The 22760-nt window shown below is 29.7% G+C and carries 16 protein-coding genes; 13 read left to right on the top strand and 3 right to left on the bottom strand.

Features of this window, described 5'->3' with window-relative positions; genetic code table 11:
- Window positions 1–5 precede the first annotated feature (5 nt).
- From ACQ3F0_RS25070 to ACQ3F0_RS25020, 11 genes are all read left to right on the top strand, one after another.
- On the top strand, window positions 6–1478 hold the full coding sequence (locus tag ACQ3F0_RS25070; protein ID WP_428868536.1) for an FAD-binding oxidoreductase: 1473 nt from the start codon (window positions 6–8) through the stop codon (window positions 1476–1478).
- A gap of 21 nt (window positions 1479–1499) precedes the next feature.
- Entirely contained in the window at window positions 1500–2291 is a 792-nt protein-coding gene (locus tag ACQ3F0_RS25065) for an electron transfer flavoprotein subunit beta/FixA family protein (RefSeq protein WP_428868535.1), read from the top strand.
- A gap of 11 nt (window positions 2292–2302) precedes the next feature.
- The gene (locus ACQ3F0_RS25060) at window positions 2303–3493 is read left to right on the top strand and encodes an FAD-binding protein (protein WP_428868534.1); all 1191 of its coding nucleotides are present in this window, start codon (window positions 2303–2305) and stop codon (window positions 3491–3493) included.
- A gap of 35 nt (window positions 3494–3528) precedes the next feature.
- Window positions 3529–5136, top strand: coding sequence for a BCCT family transporter (locus tag ACQ3F0_RS25055; RefSeq protein ID WP_428868533.1), 1608 nt, complete (start codon window positions 3529–3531; stop codon window positions 5134–5136).
- Window positions 5137–5262: 126 nt separating this feature from the next.
- The gene (locus tag ACQ3F0_RS25050; protein WP_428868532.1) at window positions 5263–6861 is read left to right on the top strand and encodes a BCCT family transporter; all 1599 of its coding nucleotides are present in this window, start codon (window positions 5263–5265) and stop codon (window positions 6859–6861) included.
- A 97-nt stretch (window positions 6862–6958) separates the two neighbouring features.
- The gene (locus ACQ3F0_RS25045) at window positions 6959–8101 is read left to right on the top strand and encodes a DEAD/DEAH box helicase (protein ID WP_428868531.1); all 1143 of its coding nucleotides are present in this window, start codon (window positions 6959–6961) and stop codon (window positions 8099–8101) included.
- Window positions 8102–8284: 183 nt separating this feature from the next.
- Window positions 8285–8635 carry a RidA family protein gene (locus tag ACQ3F0_RS25040; RefSeq protein WP_428868530.1) on the top strand — a complete coding sequence of 117 codons (351 nt, stop codon included), beginning with the start codon at window positions 8285–8287 and terminating at the stop codon, window positions 8633–8635.
- 183 nt (window positions 8636–8818) lie between these two features.
- Window positions 8819–9541 carry an alanyl-tRNA editing protein gene (locus ACQ3F0_RS25035; protein ID WP_428868529.1) on the top strand — a complete coding sequence of 241 codons (723 nt, stop codon included), beginning with the start codon at window positions 8819–8821 and terminating at the stop codon, window positions 9539–9541.
- 309 nt (window positions 9542–9850) lie between these two features.
- On the top strand, window positions 9851–13327 hold the full coding sequence (locus ACQ3F0_RS25030) for a response regulator (protein ID WP_428868528.1): 3477 nt from the start codon (window positions 9851–9853) through the stop codon (window positions 13325–13327).
- Entirely contained in the window at window positions 13327–14460 is a 1134-nt protein-coding gene (locus tag ACQ3F0_RS25025) for a CheR family methyltransferase (RefSeq protein WP_428868527.1), read from the top strand. The genes ACQ3F0_RS25030 and ACQ3F0_RS25025 overlap by 1 nt, the downstream gene beginning before the upstream one ends.
- Window positions 14461–14496: 36 nt before the next feature.
- Window positions 14497–16335, top strand: a complete 1839-nt coding sequence (locus tag ACQ3F0_RS25020; protein WP_428868526.1) for an HD domain-containing protein — start codon at window positions 14497–14499, stop codon at window positions 16333–16335.
- Between the two features lie 83 nt (window positions 16336–16418).
- Here the strand turns inward: ACQ3F0_RS25020 and ACQ3F0_RS25015 are convergent, their stop codons facing one another.
- From ACQ3F0_RS25015 to ACQ3F0_RS25005, 3 genes are read right to left on the bottom strand one after another with little or no spacing between them, the layout of a single operon-like run.
- Window positions 16419–17489 carry a sigma-54 interaction domain-containing protein gene (locus ACQ3F0_RS25015; protein ID WP_428868525.1) on the bottom strand — a complete coding sequence of 357 codons (1071 nt, stop codon included), beginning with the start codon at window positions 17487–17489 and terminating at the stop codon, window positions 16419–16421.
- 48 nt (window positions 17490–17537) lie between these two features.
- Window positions 17538–18629 carry a dipeptidase gene (locus ACQ3F0_RS25010; RefSeq protein ID WP_428868524.1) on the bottom strand — a complete coding sequence of 364 codons (1092 nt, stop codon included), beginning with the start codon at window positions 18627–18629 and terminating at the stop codon, window positions 17538–17540.
- A 29-nt stretch (window positions 18630–18658) separates the two neighbouring features.
- A complete protein-coding gene (locus tag ACQ3F0_RS25005) occupies window positions 18659–19801 on the bottom strand; it encodes a dipeptidase (protein ID WP_428868523.1) in 1143 nt (380 codons plus the stop codon).
- A gap of 372 nt (window positions 19802–20173) precedes the next feature.
- Here ACQ3F0_RS25005 and ACQ3F0_RS25000 point away from each other — a divergent pair, with 372 nt between their 5' ends.
- Entirely contained in the window at window positions 20174–21178 is a 1005-nt protein-coding gene (locus ACQ3F0_RS25000; protein ID WP_428868522.1) for an ester cyclase, read from the top strand.
- A gap of 49 nt (window positions 21179–21227) precedes the next feature.
- Window positions 21228–22352 (top strand): hypothetical protein, encoded by a 1125-nt coding sequence (locus ACQ3F0_RS24995; RefSeq protein ID WP_428868521.1) that lies wholly within the window; start codon window positions 21228–21230, stop codon window positions 22350–22352.
- Window positions 22353–22760 lie beyond the last annotated feature (408 nt).

Raw genomic sequence — 22760 nt, 5'->3', positions numbered from 1 at the left:
TAGCATTGACAAATGAATTAATAAAAGAATTTGATGTAAGATATGAGGAATATTTAAGTGATGAATCAAAGATGAAGGGACAGGCTCAAAGTATTTCTTTTCCGAAATCTAAGGAACAGGTTTTGGAAATAGTAAAAGAGCTCTCTGTAAAATCTATACCGATAACTGTACAAGGTGGTAAAACTGGTATTTGCGGCGGAGCTGTACCTAGTAAGGGACACATGATGAATCTTACAAATATGAATAGAATAAAAGATTATAAAGAGAGCGATGACAAGCGTTATATTATTGTTGAACCAGGAATCACATTAGAAGAATTAGATAAAGAATTATATAAAAGACATTTGTTTTGGCCACCAGAACCAACTGAAACTTCAGCAACTGTTGGAGGTGTTATTGCTACTAATGCAAAAGGTATTGGAGCTTTCTTATACGGTGACACAAATAAGTATGTTGAAGAAATTCTCTTTGTTGACTACCATGGGGAAATTATGACTGTAAAAAGAGGAGAAAATATTTTTAAAGATAATAAATGTACTTTTCCTAATGGGAAGGTAATTCATATAGATATAAAAGTATTAGGTTTTGAAGAAAACTGTGATTTGTTAGATATACTTATTGGAAGCGAAGGTATGTATGGGGTAATTGTTGAAGCTACTCTTCTTGTAATAAGCAGACCGAAAGAAATATGGGGCATTGGATTTTTCTTTGAGGAAGAAAATGAATTATGTGGATTCGCAGAAAAGATAAAGAATATTTCTATTGAGGAAAATACTGCTTTTATTGCAGCAGTTGAATATATTGATAAAAAAACTTTTGGGTATATAGAAGAGTTAAAAAAGGTAGCAACAAAATTAAAAGAGCTACCAAATATTGAAGAAGAAATGAATGGCATGGTTTATATTGAAATTCATGGTAAGGAAGAAGAAGGTATAGAAAATATTGCAGAAGAATTGATGGAATTGGCTATGGAATTTGGTAGTGATGCTGATAAAGCTTGGGCAGTATCCGGTGAAAGTGAAATGGATAAGGTGAGAGCATTCCGGCATGCAGCACCTGAGTCAATCAATGTTGTCGTAGATAAAACTAAAAGATTAGATGGAAGAATTACAAAGCTTGGAACAGATATAACCATAGAAAATAAATCCTTTAGTGAAATTCTTCAAATGTATAGAGAAGATGCTAAGAAAGAGGATTTAGAAATAGCTGTTTTTGGTCATGTAGCAGGTAATCATGTTCATGTAAATATTATTCCTCAAAATTATGAACAGTTTAAAAGAGGGGAAAAACTAATTCAAAATTGGGCATTAAAAGCTGCAGAGCAAAATGGAAAAGTTATTTCTGAACATGGAGTAGGAAAGATAAAGAAGGATTTATTTAAACTAGTAGCTAAAGAAGATTTCTTAAAAGAATTTAAAAGTTTAAAAGAACAATTAGATCCAAATAATTTTTGGAATAGAGGAAATAGTATTTTTTAATTGAAGAAAAGAGGGTTTATTTTGAATATAGCAGTTTGTATAAAGCAGGTGCCTGCAAGTAATGAAATACAGATTGATGAAAAAACAGGTGTTTTAAAAAGAGAAGGCAATGAAACCAGAATGAATCCTCACGATCTTTCTGCCATAGAAGCTGCATTACAGATAAAAGAAAAGCATAATGGGACAATAACAGCTTTTACAATGGGCCCTCATAGTGCAAAAAAAGTAATCCAATATAGTTATTCCATGGGAGTAGATAGAGGTATTCTTTTATCAGATTCCAAGTTTGCGGGGGCAGATGTTTATTCTACTTCATTTACTTTGGCACAAGGAATAAGCATATATGATAACTTTGATTTAATTATATGTGGTAGACAAACAACAGATGGAGATACAGGACAAGTTGGACCAGCTATTTCCGAGCATTTAGGCGTTCCTCACATTAATCTAGTTACATCTATTGATAAAATTGAAAGAGAAAACATTTTTGTGACTCAAAGATTAAATGATAAAGAAATTATGTTAAAGGTTACTATGCCATGTGTATTAATTATTCATGGTGAACCTTTCACACCACGTCTACCATCGTTGAAATTAAAATTAAAAGCAAAGAAAAAAAAAATAAAAACGATAACATTTGATGATATGAAAAATAAAGATGAAAAAGAATATGGTTTAAATGCCTCTCCAACAAAGGTTGAAAAAATATACTTACCAGAAAAAACAGTTATACAACATATATTTACGGGTGATGGAGACAGTATTAGTAGTGAAATTATTAACATGTTAATTCATCATAAAGTTATAAAATAAGAGGTGTTAATTTGAATAATCTTAAAGTAGATCATAATTTGTGTAATTTATGTGGAAAATGTGAGTCAGTATGCCCTTTTCTGGCTATAAAAATTTCAAACAATAAATTGATTATTCAGAATAGTTGTACAGCTTGTGGTTTGTGTATTGATGCTTGTGAAAGTAAAGCTTTGCGCATTAATAAAAAAAGAATTTTTTCTATAAATAAGCATGAATGGACTGGAATTTTAGTTTATGTAGAGGAAAAGAAAGATGGAATACACCCTGTTACCTACGAGCTAATAGGGAAAGCTTTGGAATTAGCCAAGCCTCTAAAGTATAAGGTCTATTGCATTTTTATTGGTGATGATATTAAGGGTAAAGCGGAAGAACTAAAAAGATATGGAGTAGAAAAGGTCTTCATATATGACAACAAAAAGTTTGAATACTATAGACAAGATATTTACGCAAATGCTTTTCAGCATTGCATAAGTAGATTAAAACCATCCATTGTACTTATAGGAGGTACTGATACAGGTAAATCAATTGCACCTACTGTTGCAACAAGGTTTAATACTGGACTTACAGCAGATTGTACTGAGTTGTTAATAAAAGAAAATTCAGATTTAGTACAGATAAGACCAGCTTTTGGTGGCAATATTATGGCAAGGATTGTTACAGAAAACCATCGTCCACAATTTGCTACTGTTAGATATAACGTTATGAATGAGGCAAAAAAGTTAGATGAAGAAAGAGATAATTTAGTGATATGTTCTATAGAAGAGGAAAAATTGAAATCAAAGATAGAGGTTTTGCAGGTAGAGGAATTACAAATAGAAGAAAGTATTTCAGAAGCAAAAGTTTTGGTAGTGGCTGGGCAAGGATTTAAAAGTAAAGAAGATTTATGGATGGCTGAAGAATTGGCTTTTTTGTTAAATGGAAAATTTGCATCATCAAGAGCTTTAGTAGAAAAGGGATGGGTACCTTATGATAAGCAAATTGGGTTATCTGGTAAAACGGTAAAACCTGAGATTATAATAACTTGTGGAGTTTCTGGGTCTGTTCAATTTATGGCAGGCATGAAAGGAAGCAAAAACATTATGGCAATCAATGAAGAGAAAGATGCTCCAATATTATCTATTGCCCATTATCCTATTTGTGGTGATTTATACGAAGTATTACCGAAATTAATTGATAGATTAAAAGATAAAGAAAAATTATAAGTTAAAGATTTCAGTTGTATTTAGGAGGAAAATGTATGAAAAGGCATGATGGAAAGGATTACAAAATTAATAAAGTAGTAATAGGTATTTCGGCAGTAATCTTTGGTTCAATATTTGTTTTAGGTATAGTAAATCCTTTAATATTTACAAGTCTTTTAAGTAGTATAGTTAATTTTTTATGTGACCAATTGGGGTGGTTTTTGAATCTAGCTGTTATATTTAGTATTGGTATGTCATTGTTTTTCTTGTTCAGTAAATATGGAAAGACAAAGATTGGTGGAAAAGATGCAAAACCTGAATTTAGTAAATTTACGTGGTGGGCTATATCACTATGTGCAGGTATGGGAATGGGAATAGTATTTTGGCCACCAGCTGAAATAATTGAATATTCTTTTAATCCTGCTGTTGGAAGTAATTTAAAAGCTGGAGGGTTTGAAGCTTTATCAAGAGCTTTTGAGTTTACATATCTGCATTGGACTTTGACCTTATATGGAGTATATGTTGCAGCTGGATTGGTGGCAGCTTATGTTTATTATAATTTAAAGCAACCATATAGTATAGCATCTACGTTATATCCTTTGTTTGGAAAAAAAGTATATAGATATCGAAATCTTATTGATGGGATTGTAACATTCGCAATAATCGGTGGAGTTGCTGGATCATTTGGTTATGGAATATTACAAGTATCTGATGGATTACATCAACTCTTTGGGTTGCCAACAGGTGCAATGATGTGGATACTAATTGCAATAATTGTAACGATAGTTTATACATTGTCTAGTGTAACCGGATTAAAAAAGGGGATACAATGGTTAGGCGATAATAATGCTAAACTTTTTATTGGAATGCTTGCATTTGTAATTATTTTTGGACCTACAAAATTTTCAATGAACTTAGGTGTAGAAACAACTGGAAATATGTTTACTAATCTATTTAAAAATCTTACATTTTCAGAGCCATTTCAATCAGCTGAAAAATGGTCTGTATGGTGGAATTGGTTATGGTATTTGGATTTCTTTGTATTCGCACCTACAACAGGTCTGTTTTTGGCTAGACTTAGTAAAGGCAGAACAATGCGTGAATTTGTAACTGTTAATATGGTTGCTCCTTGTCTATTTGGATGGTTATGGGTTGTGATATTCGGCGGCCTAGCAGCACATGCACAATATGTTCAAAATATTGATTTATATGGTTTAATCCAGAAAAGTGGATATGAGGCAGTAATGTTATCATTATTTGATCAATTACCTATGCCAACAATTTCTAAACTTATAATGATGGTAGTAATACTTATATCATTTATAACATTAGCAAATGCAGTTACATCTACAATATCAAAGATGAGCATAAAATTGGGACCTAACTATTTAGAAGATGATGCTCCAGCTTCAGTGCAAATATTTTGGGGAATATTCATAGGAGCAATTGCAATCATTTTTTTATTAAATGGCGGACTTGATGGAGCTAAAACAGTAAAAATGCTAGTAGGATTTCCAATAGTAATATTGCAAGTACTTGCAGGAATAGGTTTTGTAAAAATGTTTGCTAAAGGTGAATATAAAGAGAAGAAAGTAATTGAAGATGATGTTTTAGAAAAGGAGATGATTGAAGAGAATATAATTGGGGAAATACAACTTGACTAAGTGATGTTGATTCATTGGAATTAATTTAACAAGCCCACAGTATATAGTTTATGAAAAATATTTAGTCTGTAAAGATATATAAATATTTGTATCTTTGAAATAATATATATAGAGGAGAGATATTATATGTTTAAAAAAATCAGAAAGATCGCTTTTATTCCTGCATTTTCATTAATGGTATTGGCTCTAATTTATAACCTTATAGACCAAGAAGGATTCTTGGCTATGGCTACTGCTGCGAACGATTGGCTTATGACTTATTTTGGATGGGGTTATGCACTTACTGCATTCTTATCTATTACAACTGTAGTTGTTATATATTTTTCACCTTTAGGGAAGGTAAGATTAGGTGGTCCAGATGCAAAACCAATGATAAATAAAAGAAATTGGTTTGCAATAACATTATGTACTACTTTAGCTGCAGGACTATTATTCTGGGGTACAGCAGAACCAATGTACCATTTATCTGCACCTCCAGCATCTATGGGCATTGAGCCGTTTTCAGCAGAGGCAGCAAAATTTGCTATGGAAACTATGTTTTTACACTGGACTTTTGTACCATACGCACTTTATGCTATTCCTACTATCATGTTTGGTTTTGCATTTTACAATATGAAAAAACCATTTAGTGTTAGTTCCCAGCTAGCTCCAATTACTGGGAAAATAGAAGGAGAAACATTTAGTCAAATTATTGATGCTATTTGCCTGTTCTGTCTTGGTTTAGGATTTGCAGCGTCAATGGCAACAAGTATTATAAACATGGGTGGTGCAGTAAATTCAATCTTTGGACTTAAAAGTGGACCATTGGTTTGGGGTGTTATTGCAATTATAGGTATAACAGCATTTATAATATCGTCTTCAACAGGATTAGAGAGAGGTATCAAGCTTTTATCAGATATTAATATGAAAGTTTATTTTGTTATAATGTTATTCTTATTTATTGTAGGACCTACAATTTATAATTTAAATATTGGAGTTGAAGGTTTTGGTGGATTTTTGAATGGAATATTTGATAAAATTTTGTTCACAGGAGCAGCAGCAGGGGATCCATGGCCAACATGGTGGACAACATTCTATTGGGCTAACTGGATGAGTTGGGCACCAGTTTCTGCATTATTCTTAGCTAGAATTGCTAGAGGATATACAATAAAAGATGTTATAAAAATGAACTTCTTTTATCCAGGAATATTTGGAGGAATCTGGATGACGATATTCGCAGGTACTGCAATTAATTTCCAAATGACAGGAAGAATTGATCTTGTAAGTATTTTGAATAATCAAGGACCAGAAGCTGTTGGATATGCAATATTGAGAGAATTGCCACTAGCATCAATTATCATTCCGTTCTTCTTGTTTATTACAATGATTACATTTATTACTGCAGCTGATTCTACAACTAATGCTATAGCAGGTTGTTGTACAAAAGGTATAGACGAAAACAATCAAGAAGCTCCAATTTTTATGAAAGTTATCTGGGGTGCTGGATTAGGTGCTATTGCTTATATTATGTTAAGTTTAGCTGGAATAACAGGAATAAAGACACTATCAAATGTGGGGGGCTTTACAGCTACAATGCTTACACTAGGAGTAATAGTTAGTTTATATAAAGTAATGGGTAATGTTAGTAAATATGATGTTTTTTCAAAAGAATATATAAAAGTAGAGTTAGAGTCTACTTCTACTGAGACTACTTCAATTAAGACTATTGAAAATAAAGAAATATAATAAAATCTTTTTATTTATTCTAGAATTGACAAAAAAACTTTAAGAGTATATTCTTATAAAGGATTCTTACAAATAAGATTTATAAGAGGAGAAAATAATGAAAGTGAATTTTGAAAAACTAGGAATAAATTCTAATCTCATAGAAGGATTAAAAAAAGAAGAAATTAATACACCTACAGCAATTCAATCAATGACTATACCTTTAGCGTTAGAAAATAAAGATATTATTGGAGAGTCAGAAACTGGAAGCGGTAAAACATTAGCTTATTTATTACCAATAATGCAAAGAATTGAGGCATCTAAAAATGAGACAAAAGCTATAATTTTAGCGCCAACTCATGAATTAGTAGTTCAAATTGATAAAGAAATAAAACTATTATCAAATAATTCTCAAACAAATATTACATCAACAACTATAATTGGTGGAGTTAATATAAAAAGACAGGTCGAAAAGTTAAAAAAGAAACCTCATATAATAATAGGGTCACCAGGCCGAATATTAGAATTAATAAAAATGAAAAAGATAAAGGCGCATACTGTAAAAACAATTGTAATTGACGAAGGAGATAGGCTTTTAGATAAAAATAATATTTCCACTGTAAAAAATGTAATTAAGACCACATTAAAAGAAAGGCAACTGTTGGTTTTTTCGGCTACTATTAAAAATGGTACAATAAATGAAGCAAAAAAACTAATGAAAGATCCTGAAATTATTAAAATAACTTCAAATAATTTAAATTCTAATAATATAGCTCATCACTATTTAATATCTGAACAAAGAGATAAAATAGTAAATTTAAGAAAATTGATAGCTGCTTTAAAACCTAAGAAAGCTATTGTTTTTCAAAATAAAAATGAAGAAATTCAACTTACAGCAGAAAAATTAAAATTTCATAAAATAAAGGCTTTTGGAATTTATGGAAATGCATCCAAAGAGCATAGGAAGAAAGCAATTGATGGTTTTAAAAATGGTAGATATGAGATTCTTATTGCATCAGACCTTGCAGCGAGAGGATTGGACATTAAAGATGTTACTCATATTTTTAATTTAGATTTGCCAGAAGATTCTAAGGATTATTTACATAGAATCGGGCGTACTGGAAGAGCTGGTAAAACAGGAACTGCTGTGACAATAGTTACAGAAAATGAAGTTGTTCAAATTAAAAGGTATGAGAAAGAATTAAATCTTAAAATAGAGGCTAAGAAGCTTTATAAGGGTAAATTGTTTAACTTGAAATAATTAAATGAATAGTTGTAAAAAACAGCATATTGCTGTTTTTTTTATGGACAACTAATGTACAAGGTGATTTTAGAAATTAATTATATAATTGACATTGATGAGGAAATTGAAATAAGTATATAAGTCTAGTATAATTAATTTGAACTAATGAAGTAATATTTAGAATGGAGGATTTGATTAACTATGGAAATTAAAAGATATGAAGGTACAGGAAGAATGAGCCGTGCAGTAGTGCATAATGGAACAATATATTTATGTGGACAAACTTGTGGTGATGCGGATAAGGATATGAAAGAGCAAACAAGGGGTGCACTTGAAAAAGTTGAACAGTTGCTTAATAAATATGGATCTGATAAGCAGCATATTCTTTCAACAACAATTTATGTAAAAGATATGTCTATGTTTCAAGATATGAATGAAATTTGGGATGCTTGGGTTGAAAATGGATTTGAGCCAGCTAGAGCTTGTGTTGAAGCTAAGATGGCAAGAAAAGAAATTTTAGTGGAATTGTCAGTTATAGCAGCAGTAAAATAATATTAAAATTTATCTCTAAATAAAAGGAGAATTTCGTAGTTATGCGAAGTTCTCCTTTTGTCTTAAATATAGTATTATTAAATAAAAACAATTTGTTATTAGCTATTATATGTTAAAACTATCAACTATATAAAACTATAAAATGTGTTATAATATGTAATAAATACAAAAGGAGGGAAAATGATGAGTGAGTTATTATACCAAAAGGATAGTTACATAAAAGAATTTCAATGTAAAATAATAAAAGTAGATGATGATACAAATGCTGTAATAATCGATAAAACAGCTTTTTACCCAGGGGGTGGAGGGCAACTTTGTGATAGAGGAACAATTGAGATAAGAGAAAAAAATTATCATATAAATAAAGTGAAAAAAGTTGGTAATGAGATATTTCACTATATTGATGGTGATTTACCAGAAGTTGGTGAAGTATGTAATTGTATAATTGATTGGGAGTATAGATACAAATTGATGAGAACCCATACTGCCATGCATATATTGTGTGGAGTTGTTTGGAGAGACTACAAAGCACAAGTAACCGGAGGAAATATGGAAGCTTTATCAGGTAGAATGGATTTTGAATTTGAAAACCTTGATAAAGACTTAATTGTTGATATAGAAAAGAAAATTAATGAAGAAGTAAATAATAATAGAAACATAAAGGTGAGTATTTTAAGTAGAGAAGAAGCATTTAACATACCTGATTTAATTAGAACTAAAATAAATCTCTTGCCAGAAGGGATAAATGAAATAAGAACAGTTGAAATTGAGGGATTAGATCTTCAAGCGGATGGAGGAACTCATGTTAAGAATACTGAAGAAGTTGGCAAAATAAAAATAGTAAAATATAAGAGCAAAGGGAAAATTAATAAGAGAGTTTATATAGAAATTGAAGATAAAGAATAGTGTTCAAATATTACTTACATATATAATTTATTGTTGTGTAAAACGGAAATGAGTTTTCATTAATAGCGAGTTAGTTTTTGAGAGATACTTTTTAGTATCTCTCATTAATTTTTTTGAAAATAATGCAGTTAATACAATTTTAGTAGTGGATAACAAATATTTATTAAACTTTATTATATACTTTAATTGAATAAAATAAATAGTAAATATATCAAAAAATAATTTCTCGAATTTCGAAAATATTGTAAAAACGTAATATTAATGGTAAAATTAGAGCGATAAGTTTATCTTTAACTAAGGAGGAATTCTGTGTTTTTAGAAAATATGACCATACGCAAGAGATTAGCTAGTTTTGCAATTATAATTGTGGCGATTTTTATTTTTATGGGTATTTTTAGCATAAAAAGTTTAAGGAATATATCTCAAATTTCTGTGGATATTTACAATCATCCTTTAGAAGTATCAAATGCAGCAACTAGGTCAAGTCAACAGATAACAAAAATCCAAAGTCTAATGAAAGAATTTATTTCATCTGATAATTACTTTGAGTTGGAAAGTGTAGTTAATGAGATTAATGAGGCTGAAGATTTATTATATAAAAACCTAAACATTATTAAAAAAGATATACTTGGGGAAGAAGGTAAAGAACTTGAGAAGGAAGCTAGACAAGTATTAGAAGGATGGAAAATATTAAGATCTGGTATTATAAGTTATGTTTCAAAGGATGAATATGAGTTAGCTAAAGAACTATTGAACACTAAAGGTGATGAATATGTCGAGAGTTTGGAAAGAAAATTTGATGCATTAAATAAATATGCATTTGACAAGGCTGACGAGTTTATTGAAAAAGCTAGTAATGATAAAGATAGAATTTTCACAATAATGAGTGTTAGTACTATTGTGGTGATTTTAATTGTAATATTTCTTGTTATTATCTTAAATAAGAGTATTTTAAGATCTCTAAATAAATTAAAAAAGTCAATGGAAAGAATTGTATCTACCGGAAAAATAGAAAAAACTGAAATAGCTGGAAAAAATGAAATTTCTGAAATGACAAAGGATTTTAATGTTTTGATAGAATTATTGAAAAAACAAATATGGGTAAAGGATGGACTGAATAGCCTTAAGGATAAATTGTCTGTAGAAAGTTCTCTAAAAGAACTTAGTAGAATGGCAATTGATTTTGTTGCTGAATATTCAAATTCAACTATTGGAGTTATTTATTTATATGACGAAGAAAAAAATAAATTGATTGAATTTAATTCATATGCTTTTGTGGAGCGAGAGGATTTGTTAACTGAATTTGATATAGGGCAAGGTATAATAGGACAAGTAGCATTACAAAAGAAAGCTATCTTAGTGAAGAATATTAATAGAAATCAATTATTAGTGAGGACGGGTACAACATGCCAGCCTCCTCTTAATACATATACATACCCTTTGATTTATGAGGGCAACTTATTGGGCGTAATTGAAGTAGCTTCTCATGAAAGATTTAAAGATGATCAATTAGAATTTTTAGATACAAGTGGCAATAGTATAGCTTCGTATATATATTCGATAATTCAAAGAGAAAGAATTAATGAATTACTTACTGAATCGATAGAAGCGAATGATAGATTAAAAAGACAGAGTAAAGAACTTCAAGAGACAACGGTTGAAGTTGAAAAAAAACAAAGAGAATTAGAGGTTAGAACACGAGAATTGCAACAAATTAATCAAGAACTAGAAGAACATCAGGAACAATTAATTAGTCAGAAAAAAGAAGTTGAAGCACAGAATGAAAATTTGGAAAAGGCTCAATTTGAGTTAAGAAAAAGAGGAGAAGAGTTAGAAGAAGCAAGTAAATACAAATCTGAATTTTTAGCAAATATGTCTCATGAATTAAGAACACCACTAAATTCTATTATTTTGATTTCAAACCTTCTAAAGAAAAATAAACAATTAACAAAAGATGAAATTAAGAAAATTAATATAATTTTTAAGGCGGGAAATGATCTTCTTGATTTAATTAATGATATTTTAGATTTATCAAAAATAGAAAGTGGTAATTTAGAACTTTATAAAGAAGAATTTACAACGTCGGAATTAAAAAAATCTTTACAAGATAAATTTGATGCTATTGCTGAAGGGAAAAAATTAGAGTTTACTATAGTAGATGAATTAAAAACTACTTTATATACAGATAAATCAAGATTAAATTATATTTTGAATAATTTTTTATCAAATGCTTTTAAATTTACTAGATATGGGAAAGTGTTAATGACGATAAAAACAAATAAAGATAAGCACTTTCCAGTAGAGTTTTCTGTAAAAGATACCGGTATTGGTATACCTATGGATAAACAAAAAATTATTTTTGATGAGTTCAAACAAGTAGATGGCTCTATTTCTAGGGAATTTGGTGGGACAGGCCTGGGACTAACTATATCAAATAAATCAGCTAATCTTTTAGAAGGAAAAATAAAACTTCATAGTAAAGAGAAAGAAGGAAGTGTTTTTACTTTGCTTCTTCCAGAAAACGTATTAAGTAAAAAAGATAGAGATATTGTAGATAAGGAAAGTATAAAAGATAATAATAAAGTGAAGTTTGAAGATGATTGGGAAGTAATATCACCTGTTGACAAGGTTATTTTAGTAATTGAAGACGATGAATCATTAAGTAAAGAGATGAAGAATTATATAAATCAATTGGGGTATAAAATGATAGCGGCTTTTGATGGAATAACAGGTTTGCAAAAAGCTAAGGAAGTGAAACCAGACGGAATTATTTTGGATTTAAAACTGCCAGATATAAGTGGTGTGAAAGTTCTACAAGAATTAAAATATGGGATATCTACTCGGAGCATTCCAGTACATATATTCACTGGTGATAATTCAAGTAATAAAGTAAGTTTACAGAAAGACGGCGCTATTGGATGTACATTTAAAACGCCATATATTGAAGATCAGTTGAAAGATATTTTAAGTAATATTACTCGAGTTATAGAAAAACAACCTAAAAAAATATTAATCGTAGAAGATAAAGAAGAAGAAATAGAAATAATCATTGACTTAATTAGTGATTGGAATGTTGATGTTACTTCTGTTTCTAGTGTAGAGGATGCAATAAAAAAGATTTCTAAAGGTTGTTTTGATACAGCGATAGTAGATTTGAATTTAGAAGATGGAAGTGGATTTGAAGTCTGTCAATTTGTTAAAGAACAAAAATGCAATACCCCAATAATTATTTATACGGCTAAAGATTTAACTAAAGAAGAAAGTAAAAGGTTAGAACGTTATTCAGATAGTATTGTATTAAAAACTGCAAAGTCTCATGGAAGATTAATTGATGAAATAGCAATTTTTATTCACAAAGTTCATAATAAAAAAAGTTATTCAAAGCTTAGTATTAATGAAAATCAGCCTATGAGAGGGAAAAAAATTCTACTTTGTGATGATGATATGAATAATATTTTCTCTATTTCTGCTGTTCTGGAAGATTTAGGAGTGGAGATAGTTGACGCGTTTAATGGGTTAGAGGCAATAAATAAGTTAGAAAATGAAGATGATATTGATTTAATACTAATGGATATTATGATGCCTGAAATGGATGGTATAGAAGCAATAAAGAGAATAAGAACAAATAATAAATATAATGATATCCCAATAATAGCACTTACTGCAAAAGCTATGAAAGGGGATAGGGAAACGATAATAGCATCTGGAGCAAATGAATATATATCAAAACCATTAGATTACGATATATTTATTAAGCTTTTGAAAATATGGTTAGGTACTAGATAATGAAGATTATATCATACTATGAAAATGATAAAAAATTTGTTATTGTTACTGAAAAATTAGTTAACAAAGATGAAGTGAATGAATTTATTCATGAAGTAAATGGTCAAAATTCCAAGTTAGAGATTATGTTTTTGAATTTAGATAATATACCTAAGGAAATTGTAGATGCTCTAATAATGATATCAAAGAACTATTCTAGTTCCAATTTTAGGATAGTTACAATATCTGAAGTATTAAGCTACTATATGTTAAATATGTCGATTAAAAATACTTATTTAAGAAATTCAATGAAAGATTTCGATGATTTTAGATATGATGATCGATTAGATGATAATATGGTGAAATTATTTTTATGTGATGTGTACGAGACATATGGATATGATTTTAGTAATTATAAATTTGGCAATGTATCAACTAGTATTAAGACAGCTATGAAAAAGTGTAATTTATATGAATTTGACAAGTTTGCATTAGAAGTTTTAAATAATGAAGATGTTTTCAAAATTCTTTTTAGAGAAATATCAGTTAATGTTACTTCCTTTTTCAGAGATCCACAGGTTTATAGATATTTAAAAGAGGAGATTTTACCTTATTTAAATTCTTTTCATAGTATAAGAATCTGGAGTGCAGGAACGTCAACTGGAGAAGAGGCTTTTTCTTTGGCTATTCTATTAGAAGAAATGAATATGTTAGAGAAGAGTGTTATTTATGCAACTGATTTTAATAATAGTGTTATAGAAAATGCAAAAAATGCAATTTATTCATTAAATATGATAAATGATGTAATACAAAATTATAAGTTAATTGGATGCAATGGAGATTTATTAGAATACTTTAATTTTAGCAATAACTATATAGAAGTAATTTCAAAAATTAAAAGACGTGTTATATTTTGTAATCACAATCTAGTTTCCGATAATGTGTTTAATGAATTTCACTTGATACTTTGTAGAAATGTGCTTATTTATTTTAATGCTAATCTGCAAAATAAATCATTAAGACTTTTGGAGAAATCTCTTCATAGAAACGGTTTTTTGGTGTTAGGAAAAAGTGAAAATATAACTTATAAACATGATGTTGATAAATTTAAACCATATGAGGATAAATTTAATATATATAAAAAACAAATTTAGAGATTGTTTGAGAATAATAGAATTAAGGGGTTTGCTATGAGTAATTATAGAATTTTAATTGTGGAAGATAATAATGAGAATTTAGAAGCTATGAAAGCTGTACTACTGCAACTGAATAATTGTGAAATTCTAACTGCAATGGATGGGAATGATGCTTTGAGAATTGTCCAAAGAGATATTGTGAATCTGGTTCTAATGGATATAAGCCTTCCTGATTTTAGTGGGTATGAAGTTGCAAAGCTAATAAAATCTAGGAAATCTACGATGGGAATTCCGATTGTTTTTTTATCTGGAATATTTAAATCAGTTGAGCATATTGAAATGGGCTTCAAAATAGGGGCAATAGACTTTCTTTTTAAACCGATTAATGCTGAAGAATTATTAACTAAAATAAATTATTATATTTGTTTATTTAATAGGCAAAATGAATTGACTAATGAGTTGATTCATAAAAATAAAGAATTGGAAAAGCAAAATTTATTGTTAAAGCAAGCTAAAAATGAATTAAAAAGATCCGAGAAAGAATGGAGATATTTAGGTGAAAATATACCTGACACAGTTGTAATAATGGATATTAAAGGCAATATTTTATTTTCGAATAAATTAAAACATATTGAGGCTATTAATGTATTTGATTACACATTCAATACTATTGATAAGAAGCAAATTGAAATTATAAAAAATAATATTCAGGAAGTTCAAAGAATTAAGACAACTATAGAATTTGAAATAAGTAATAGGGAAAAAAGTAAGTATGATTTATATAGAATGATACCTATTTTTGATGAAGATGAAGAAATAGTGAATATAATGATTATTATCTCCGATATTACAAGTAAAAAATTATATGAAAAGAAAATAGATTACTTAACTTTTAATGATACGATAACTGGATTAAAAAACAGAAATTTTTTAGAATATGAACTTAAAAAATTATCAAAGCAGAAAGAATTGCCACTTAGCATAATGATGGCTGATATGAATGGATTAAAATTAGTTAATGATGCTTTTGGACATGATAAAGGAGACGAATTGCTTAAAGACTCAGCAAATCTATTAACAAGGGTTTTTCGTAAAAGTGATATCGTTGGGCGTTATGGTGGAGATGAATTCTTGGTTTTGATGCCAAATACAACTTACGAAGAAGCTAACAAAATATCTTCTAGAATTAATAATGAGTCAGCTTTGAACGATGGTTTAGAATTGAAACATAATTTTGCCTTTGGAGTAGCTACCATGGAAAAGCCTGAAGAAGATTTAAAAGACATAATAACAAAAGCAGAAGATAGAATGTATAGAAATAAACTTATAAATTCTAGAGGATTTAGAAGTTCTATTATACAATCTTTAAAAAATGCTTTACAAGAAAAAGATTTTGAAACAAAAGAACACACTGATAGAATGGAGATACTTGCATCTAAGATGGCCAATAGATTGACATTATCTAATGAAGAACAAGATAATTTAGCTCTACTAACATCTTTACATGATATAGGTAAAGTAGGGATTTCAGATAATATACTTTTGAAAAAAGGGAGTCTTAATGAAGAAGAATGGGAAAAAATAAAAAGACATCCAGAAATGGGTTATAACATTACAAAAACTATACCTCAGTTAGCTCCAATTTCAGAACTAGTTTTACATCATCATGAATGGTGGAATGGAATGGGGTATCCTGAAGGATTAGCTGGTGAAAAAATTCCGTTACTATCAAGAGTCATAACTATTATAGATGCTTATGATGTTATGACGAACAAAAGGCCTTATAAAAAAGCAATTTCACATCAAGAAGCATTAAAAGAATTAAGAAAATTTGCTGGAATACAATTTGATTCAGAGTTAGTAGGAATATTTTGTGGATTAAATTTTAATTGAATATCTAATAATTTGATTTATATAATAAAAAACACGGTCATTTTAATAAGAATATTGAAATAATCGTGTTTTATTTCGATAAGTTATAAATTTATATCAAGTTTGCCCAATTTTCTTGACAGTGTGGAGTGACTAACTCCTAAAACTTTAGCAGCTTTCCTAAGAGAACCGTGATTTATTAATGCGTTTTCTATAATTTGTTTTTCTAGTCTTCCTAAAGCCTCATTTAATGGAAGGTCAGTTGCTATTAGGTCATCAGGAAGAAGAGAAGAGTTCTTTACCATATGATAAGGTAAAAGCTTAATATCAATAGTATACTCATGATTTGTCACAACTAGATTTTCTACTAGATTTTTTAGTTCACGCATATTACCTGGCCAATGGTATTTTTTGAAGCAATCTACTATTTGTTTTGAAAACTCCATTTTAAATCCATAGCTTTTACAAAAGTCATCAAGGAAAAAATTTGCTAGAGGTATAATATCTTCAACTCTCTCCCGTAAAGGAGGAATATTCAGGTTAGTTACATTTAATCTATTATATAATTCCTCGTTAAATTTATTATTTTGTACTAATTGTTTTAAATTTTTATTTGTAGTTGCAATTAATCTAACATCAAATTTTTTGTGTGTGTTGCTGCCTAATGGGGTTACTTCTCCTGATTGTAAGACCGTTAATAATTTTTTTTGTAAATTTATTGATAGTTCAGCTATTTCATCTATTAAAAGGGTTCCTTTGTCTGCTAGATTGAAATACCCTGGCTTTCTTTCAGAAGATGAATCAGTAATTGCTCTTGATTCACAGCCGAATAATTCAGCTTCGAATAGGTTCTCAGGGAGTGAACTACAATTTGTTTTAATGAAAGGTTCTTTGGATCTCTTACTATTTTTGTGAATAAAATTGCAAATCACATCTTTTCCAACACCTGGTTCTCCAGTTAATAAAACAGATGTAGGGAAAGGGGCAATCTGCATAGCAGTTCTAATTATTTCAAGCATTCTATCGCTTTTGATAACCCAGTTATCATTTAATGGTGACATATTTACTTTTTTACTATATTCTTCGTTTAATCTTCTTGTTTTTTCTAATTCCTTTTCCAACTGCTTTATGTGGTTTTCGTACTCTTTTATTTTCTCGCTAATATCTATATTCACTATAATGGTCCTCCACCTATAAGATTGTAGTGTTAGAAATAGATTACGCTATTTAAGGATTTCCTTGTATATGCGCATCATATTTCCTCCTAGAATTTTTTTTATATCTTCATCGGTATATCCATGTTTTGATAATGTTTCTGTTATTACGTAAAAATCTTCAAATTTATTAGGACTATCTATGACTGGACTGCCTATTGGTTTACCGATAAGCTGGCCTTCGATTGAACCAGGAATAGGGCTCCATGAACGATGGATATTATGCAAAATTTCAAAGTTATCTAAATTAGGTCCTAATGCGATGTGATCTGTACCTATTAGTTCTGCAATATAATCTATGTGCTTTATCACATGGTCAAACGTTACTTTTTGACCTAATTCATTTGAATAACGTTTGACAATGCCTTTTAAAAAGTTTACTCCGATAACACCACCGGTTTCTCCCATGGCTTTAATTCGGGCATCACTAAGATTCTTAGGGTATTCGCATAATGTATAAACGTTTGAGGAGCTATCAATAATTGGTTTATTTGTTATTTCTAAAACATCATAAAAGCCAGGATCTGTTAAGTTGAGAACATCTACAATCATTCCTAGTTTATTCATTTCTTTCACAACTTTTACACCAAAGGTTGTTAAGCCACCTCTAGTTCTTCGTTCTCCTGAACCATCACCAAGTTGAGAACGTCCCCCAGCAACTAAACTAATCATACGGACACCTAGTTTATAAAATACTTTCAATAAACTTGTACTTTCTTCATCCAATTTTCCTTGAAATGCTCTACTACCTTCGAACTTTAAAATAATAGCAATTTTACCTTCTAATGTAGCAGCTTTAATTTCTGAATAAGTTTTACAAATTTTAAATGAATTACTGTTACTTTCTTCTTCGGTAAGCATTTCTATAAGGTCGAATGCAGCCCAAGTAAGGTGGTCCGTCATATTTGAAGAGGATGGTGCATTTCCACCCATAACCATATTTATTACATTAATCCCCCCTTCTCTTAATTTGGGAGCATAGTAATTATCGAAAACCTTATCTTCGCCTAATGCTTTACGAATTGCAAATTCAAACATAATCTCGTTATGAGCGTCTACTAAAATTGATTCATAATGTAACTTTTTTATATTAACATTCATAATAATTGTACCTTTCAAATTATATTTATCTATAAAATGTTCCTATATACTCTCAGAAAGTTTTCACCTAATATTTTACGAATATCTTTTGGGGAATACCTATGTTTTATTAATGCTTCTGTAATAAGCGGAAACTTAGATATTTGATCTGGTCCTTCTATATAGTCACTTTTTCTAATTCCGTAATAAACACCTCCAATCCAGCCTGGATGTTTTTCACTTTGAGTTGGAGTAAGTGTGTTATATTCACAATACTCGGGACCTAAATTTGCAAATCCCTTCAATTTATTTCTATCCGTAGGGCAAGAATAACCACAATAGTCAGGTCCTAAAGCAATATAATCAATACCAACTAAATTAGCTATGTAATCAATGTGTTTGATTAAATCATCAACTGTTGGAGTTTCTTTATTTTCGTTAACTAAAGCAGACCAAAAACTTAATCCTATTACACCATTTCTTTTAGCAATAGCTTTTATCCTTTCGTCACTTATATTTCTTGGATGAGTGGAAACACCATGTGCACAGCTATGGGAATCTATAAAAGGTTTTTTTGTATTTTCCAAAACATCCCAAAAACCATAGTCAGAAAGTTGAGCAACATCTAAAACCATTCCTAGACTCTCTATTTCTTTAATAACATCTAATCCAAAGTTTGTTAAGCCACCTCTTGTTCTAGTTTGACCAACTCCATCAGCTAGCCTGTTCCGTCCATTACCTGTTAGCTGAACGCCTCTTAGTCCCATTCTATATAACATTCTTAGATTCGTTAATAAATTTAAATTTGGTTTTCCTTCTAATGGCCTTCCGCCTTTGAGAGTTGTAAATACACCGATTTTTTTGTTTTTTATAGCATAATCGATATCTTTTGAACATCTACAAATGACAAAAGAATCACTACCTTCTTCTTCTTCGCATAGTAAAAAATCTAGTACTTTGCAAGTATCCCAAAAATAATAATCTGATGAGCTATTGATTGCTTGAGGGGTATGATCCCCACCTACCGCTAAATTTATAAAATTTACTCCAGCATTTTTTAATCTGGGAGCATAAATATCGTCGAATACTCTTTTGCCACCTATTACTTTAACTGATACAAATTCTTCCCAAACTTGATGGTGTGCGTCTACTACAGTAGCTTCAGTGTGGAATTTTTTATAATCTATATTCATTAGTTATATCCTTTCTAAAAAGACTTCAATCTATTCAAGTATTTAAATGATCTTTGAGTTTAATTATACCAAAAACATCCCAGAATAGTTACAAAAATAGAGAAAAAGTTAGGCTTAGCTAATATTGTCTAAAAGATATGGTTCATAAACGTTACGGAAAGTGATTCTAAAATGATTGAAAAAGTGCTTGACAAAAGGAAATGGTGCACATATAATACAAATATAGAGCAAATAAGAATAATTTAAAGAAAAAACACATATACCAACGAAAAAATGGTGCAAAAATGATACAAAAATAAAAGGCGGTTATTTATTTAAAATTAAAGTTAGATTCAACCTACATTCTTAAACAAGTAGTATAGGGGTGATGAAATGTCAAAAGAGAGAATTGAGAATAAACAAAGAGTCTATGATTTTTCTGAGAAAATTTATGAAGCAAATCTAGAAACAATTGATAGTGTTTTAGATGAGTATTTTCATCAAGAGGCAGTATGGTATGGATCACATCCTTTTAACACGTTAGCTGGATTACAAAGTATCTCGAATGATTTTTATAAACCATTACTGAGATCGTTTCCAGATATGCAAAAGATTGATGATATGTTACTTTCAGGGTTATTTAAAGAAACAGAAGGTGAGTGGGTATCTACAAAAGGACATTTTGTAGGAACTTTTGCAGAAGATTTTCTGGATATTCCAGCTACTAAAGGTGTCGTATATATAAGATTTGGTGAGTTTCATAAAATTGAAGATGGCAAAATAATAGAAACTCGTATTATTCTAGATATTTTAGACTTAATCAGACAAGCAGGATTTAAATTCTTTAAATCATTAGGAGTAGAAATGGTTTATCCAGCTCCAGCCACTCAAGATGGTATTTTATTAGGCGAAGCTGATGATACTGAGTCAGTCAAAACTTTAAAAGTAGTTGAAGATATGATTTATGGTGCACTGAGAGATGAAGAACGTGAAGAAGGAAATGGTATAGATTTATATTTCCATAAAGATTTTATGTGGTATGGTCCTAGCGGTATCGGAACATGTAGAGGAATAGAAGGATTTATGAAATATCATGAAGGACCATTCTGTAAAGCTCTTCCTGATTGGCAAGGTGGAAATCATATTACAAGATATGCAGAAGGAAAATATTGTTCTTTTGTGGGATGGCCTAGTATTTATGCAACACATACTGGTGATGGATTGTTAGGATTACCTGCTACAAATAAAAAATTCACAATGAGAGTAATGGACTTTTATAGAAGTGAAGGGGATTTATTAGTTGAAAACTGGGTTTATATTGATATGATTCACTTCTTAAAGCAGATAGGTGTAGATATCTTCCATCGTTTAAAAAATAATAAGAATGTTTTTAGATAAAAGAACTATTATAAAATCTAATAAAGTATAAAAAGGAGAAAGATATATTATGAAGAGAAAAGAAAGATTTGCAGAAAGAGATGCATACTTAGATTATTTAAATAATTGCAAGCTAGAAACTCCTGATGAGGTTGCAGAATTATTTAGAGCACTTACAAAGGTTATATGGGATTATAAATTGATTGGAAAGATTTGTGATTTCTATGGAGATAATGTAATTATTTATAGAGAAGGTGGACTTGATATGGTTGGTGTACAAGATGTTTTCAATGATACACTAGCTTATATATCGGCATATCCGGATTTAATATTTGAATTTTTAGATATTTATTGTGATGGAAATAATGAAGAAGGTTATAGATTTGGACAAGTAGTTGAGTTTAAAGGAACAAATTTAGGTTATAGTAAGTATGGTCCTCCAACAGGAAAATCTCTAGTTAAAGATGGACATGGTACTTTAGATATATGTGAGTGTTTTATTAAGTTTGTTGATGGTAGATGGAGAATGCACACTGAATGGGGAACAAGAAGTGAAAAAGCGAATGCAGAAGTATTAGGAGCTGAAAACTTTTTTGGTACAATAGCTCAAAATACTGATGTAGCTTTAGAAAATAGTAAATTTGAAAATGATAAAGAAGATATAGTGAATGAGGGAAATGAAAAGTTATTTTCAGATATATACTCAGATAATATAAAAGAACTAGAAGCTACTATTGATGAAATTGAAATAAATGGCAAGGAAGATGTAATAGATTTTTTCAAAGCTTATACTTCACTAGTATGGGATTATAAAATGCCAGGTAGACTTTATGATTATTATAAGGAAGATATTGTGGTTCAAACAGCAAACTGGAAGACTCTTAATGGTGTAGAAGAAGTTGTTATTGATGCTTTAGATTTCATGGCTGCTTTCCCAGATTTAAAAGTAAAACTTGATGACATTATTGTACGTGGAAATATTGAAGATGGCTTCAAAGTATTTAGACGTTTATATTTTGAAGGAAGTAATATAGGTATTAATAAATATGGAAAGTCAACAGGAAAGAGTTTGGGGGAGAATTGCTTATGTTTAAGCATGATAGACTTAAAAAATATAGATGGGGAATGGTTAATTACTAATGAAAAGTTTATTAATAGTGAAGAGCATATTAAAGCAACTTTACTTAATGAATAAATAATAAAAAGTTAACAAAGTCCATTGTAGATTTATTTATAAAAATGACAGTAGATAGATTAGGATGTTCAGATTTATCTGCTGTCACTTATGGAAAAAGAGTAAATATCAATATAGTTTTTGAAAGCGTATACAACATGATATTATCCTCATCTGTAATTGTTTTATAAGGATAATTATTTATAGAGAAGTGCAGTGGAGGATAAAATAAAAGCCTAACGGCAAAAAACTTTAAGGAAAAAAAGGAGGAAATTATGCAAGCTTTTGATGTCATTATTCTAATTATTTACATGGTGGGTATTATGTATTTAGGTTATGCCCTAGGAAAAACAAATGAAAACGAAGAGGATTATTTCGTAGCGGGTAGATCTTTACCTTGGTATGCAATTGGTTTATCAGTTGGTGTTA

This window comes from Clostridium sediminicola, from assembly GCF_050402865.1.
Taxonomy (GTDB): Bacteria; Bacillota; Clostridia; order Clostridiales; family Clostridiaceae; genus Clostridium_AF; species Clostridium_AF sediminicola.
The sequence above is the reverse complement of the archived record's forward strand: the minus strand, read 5'-3'. Positions and strand labels throughout refer to the sequence as shown.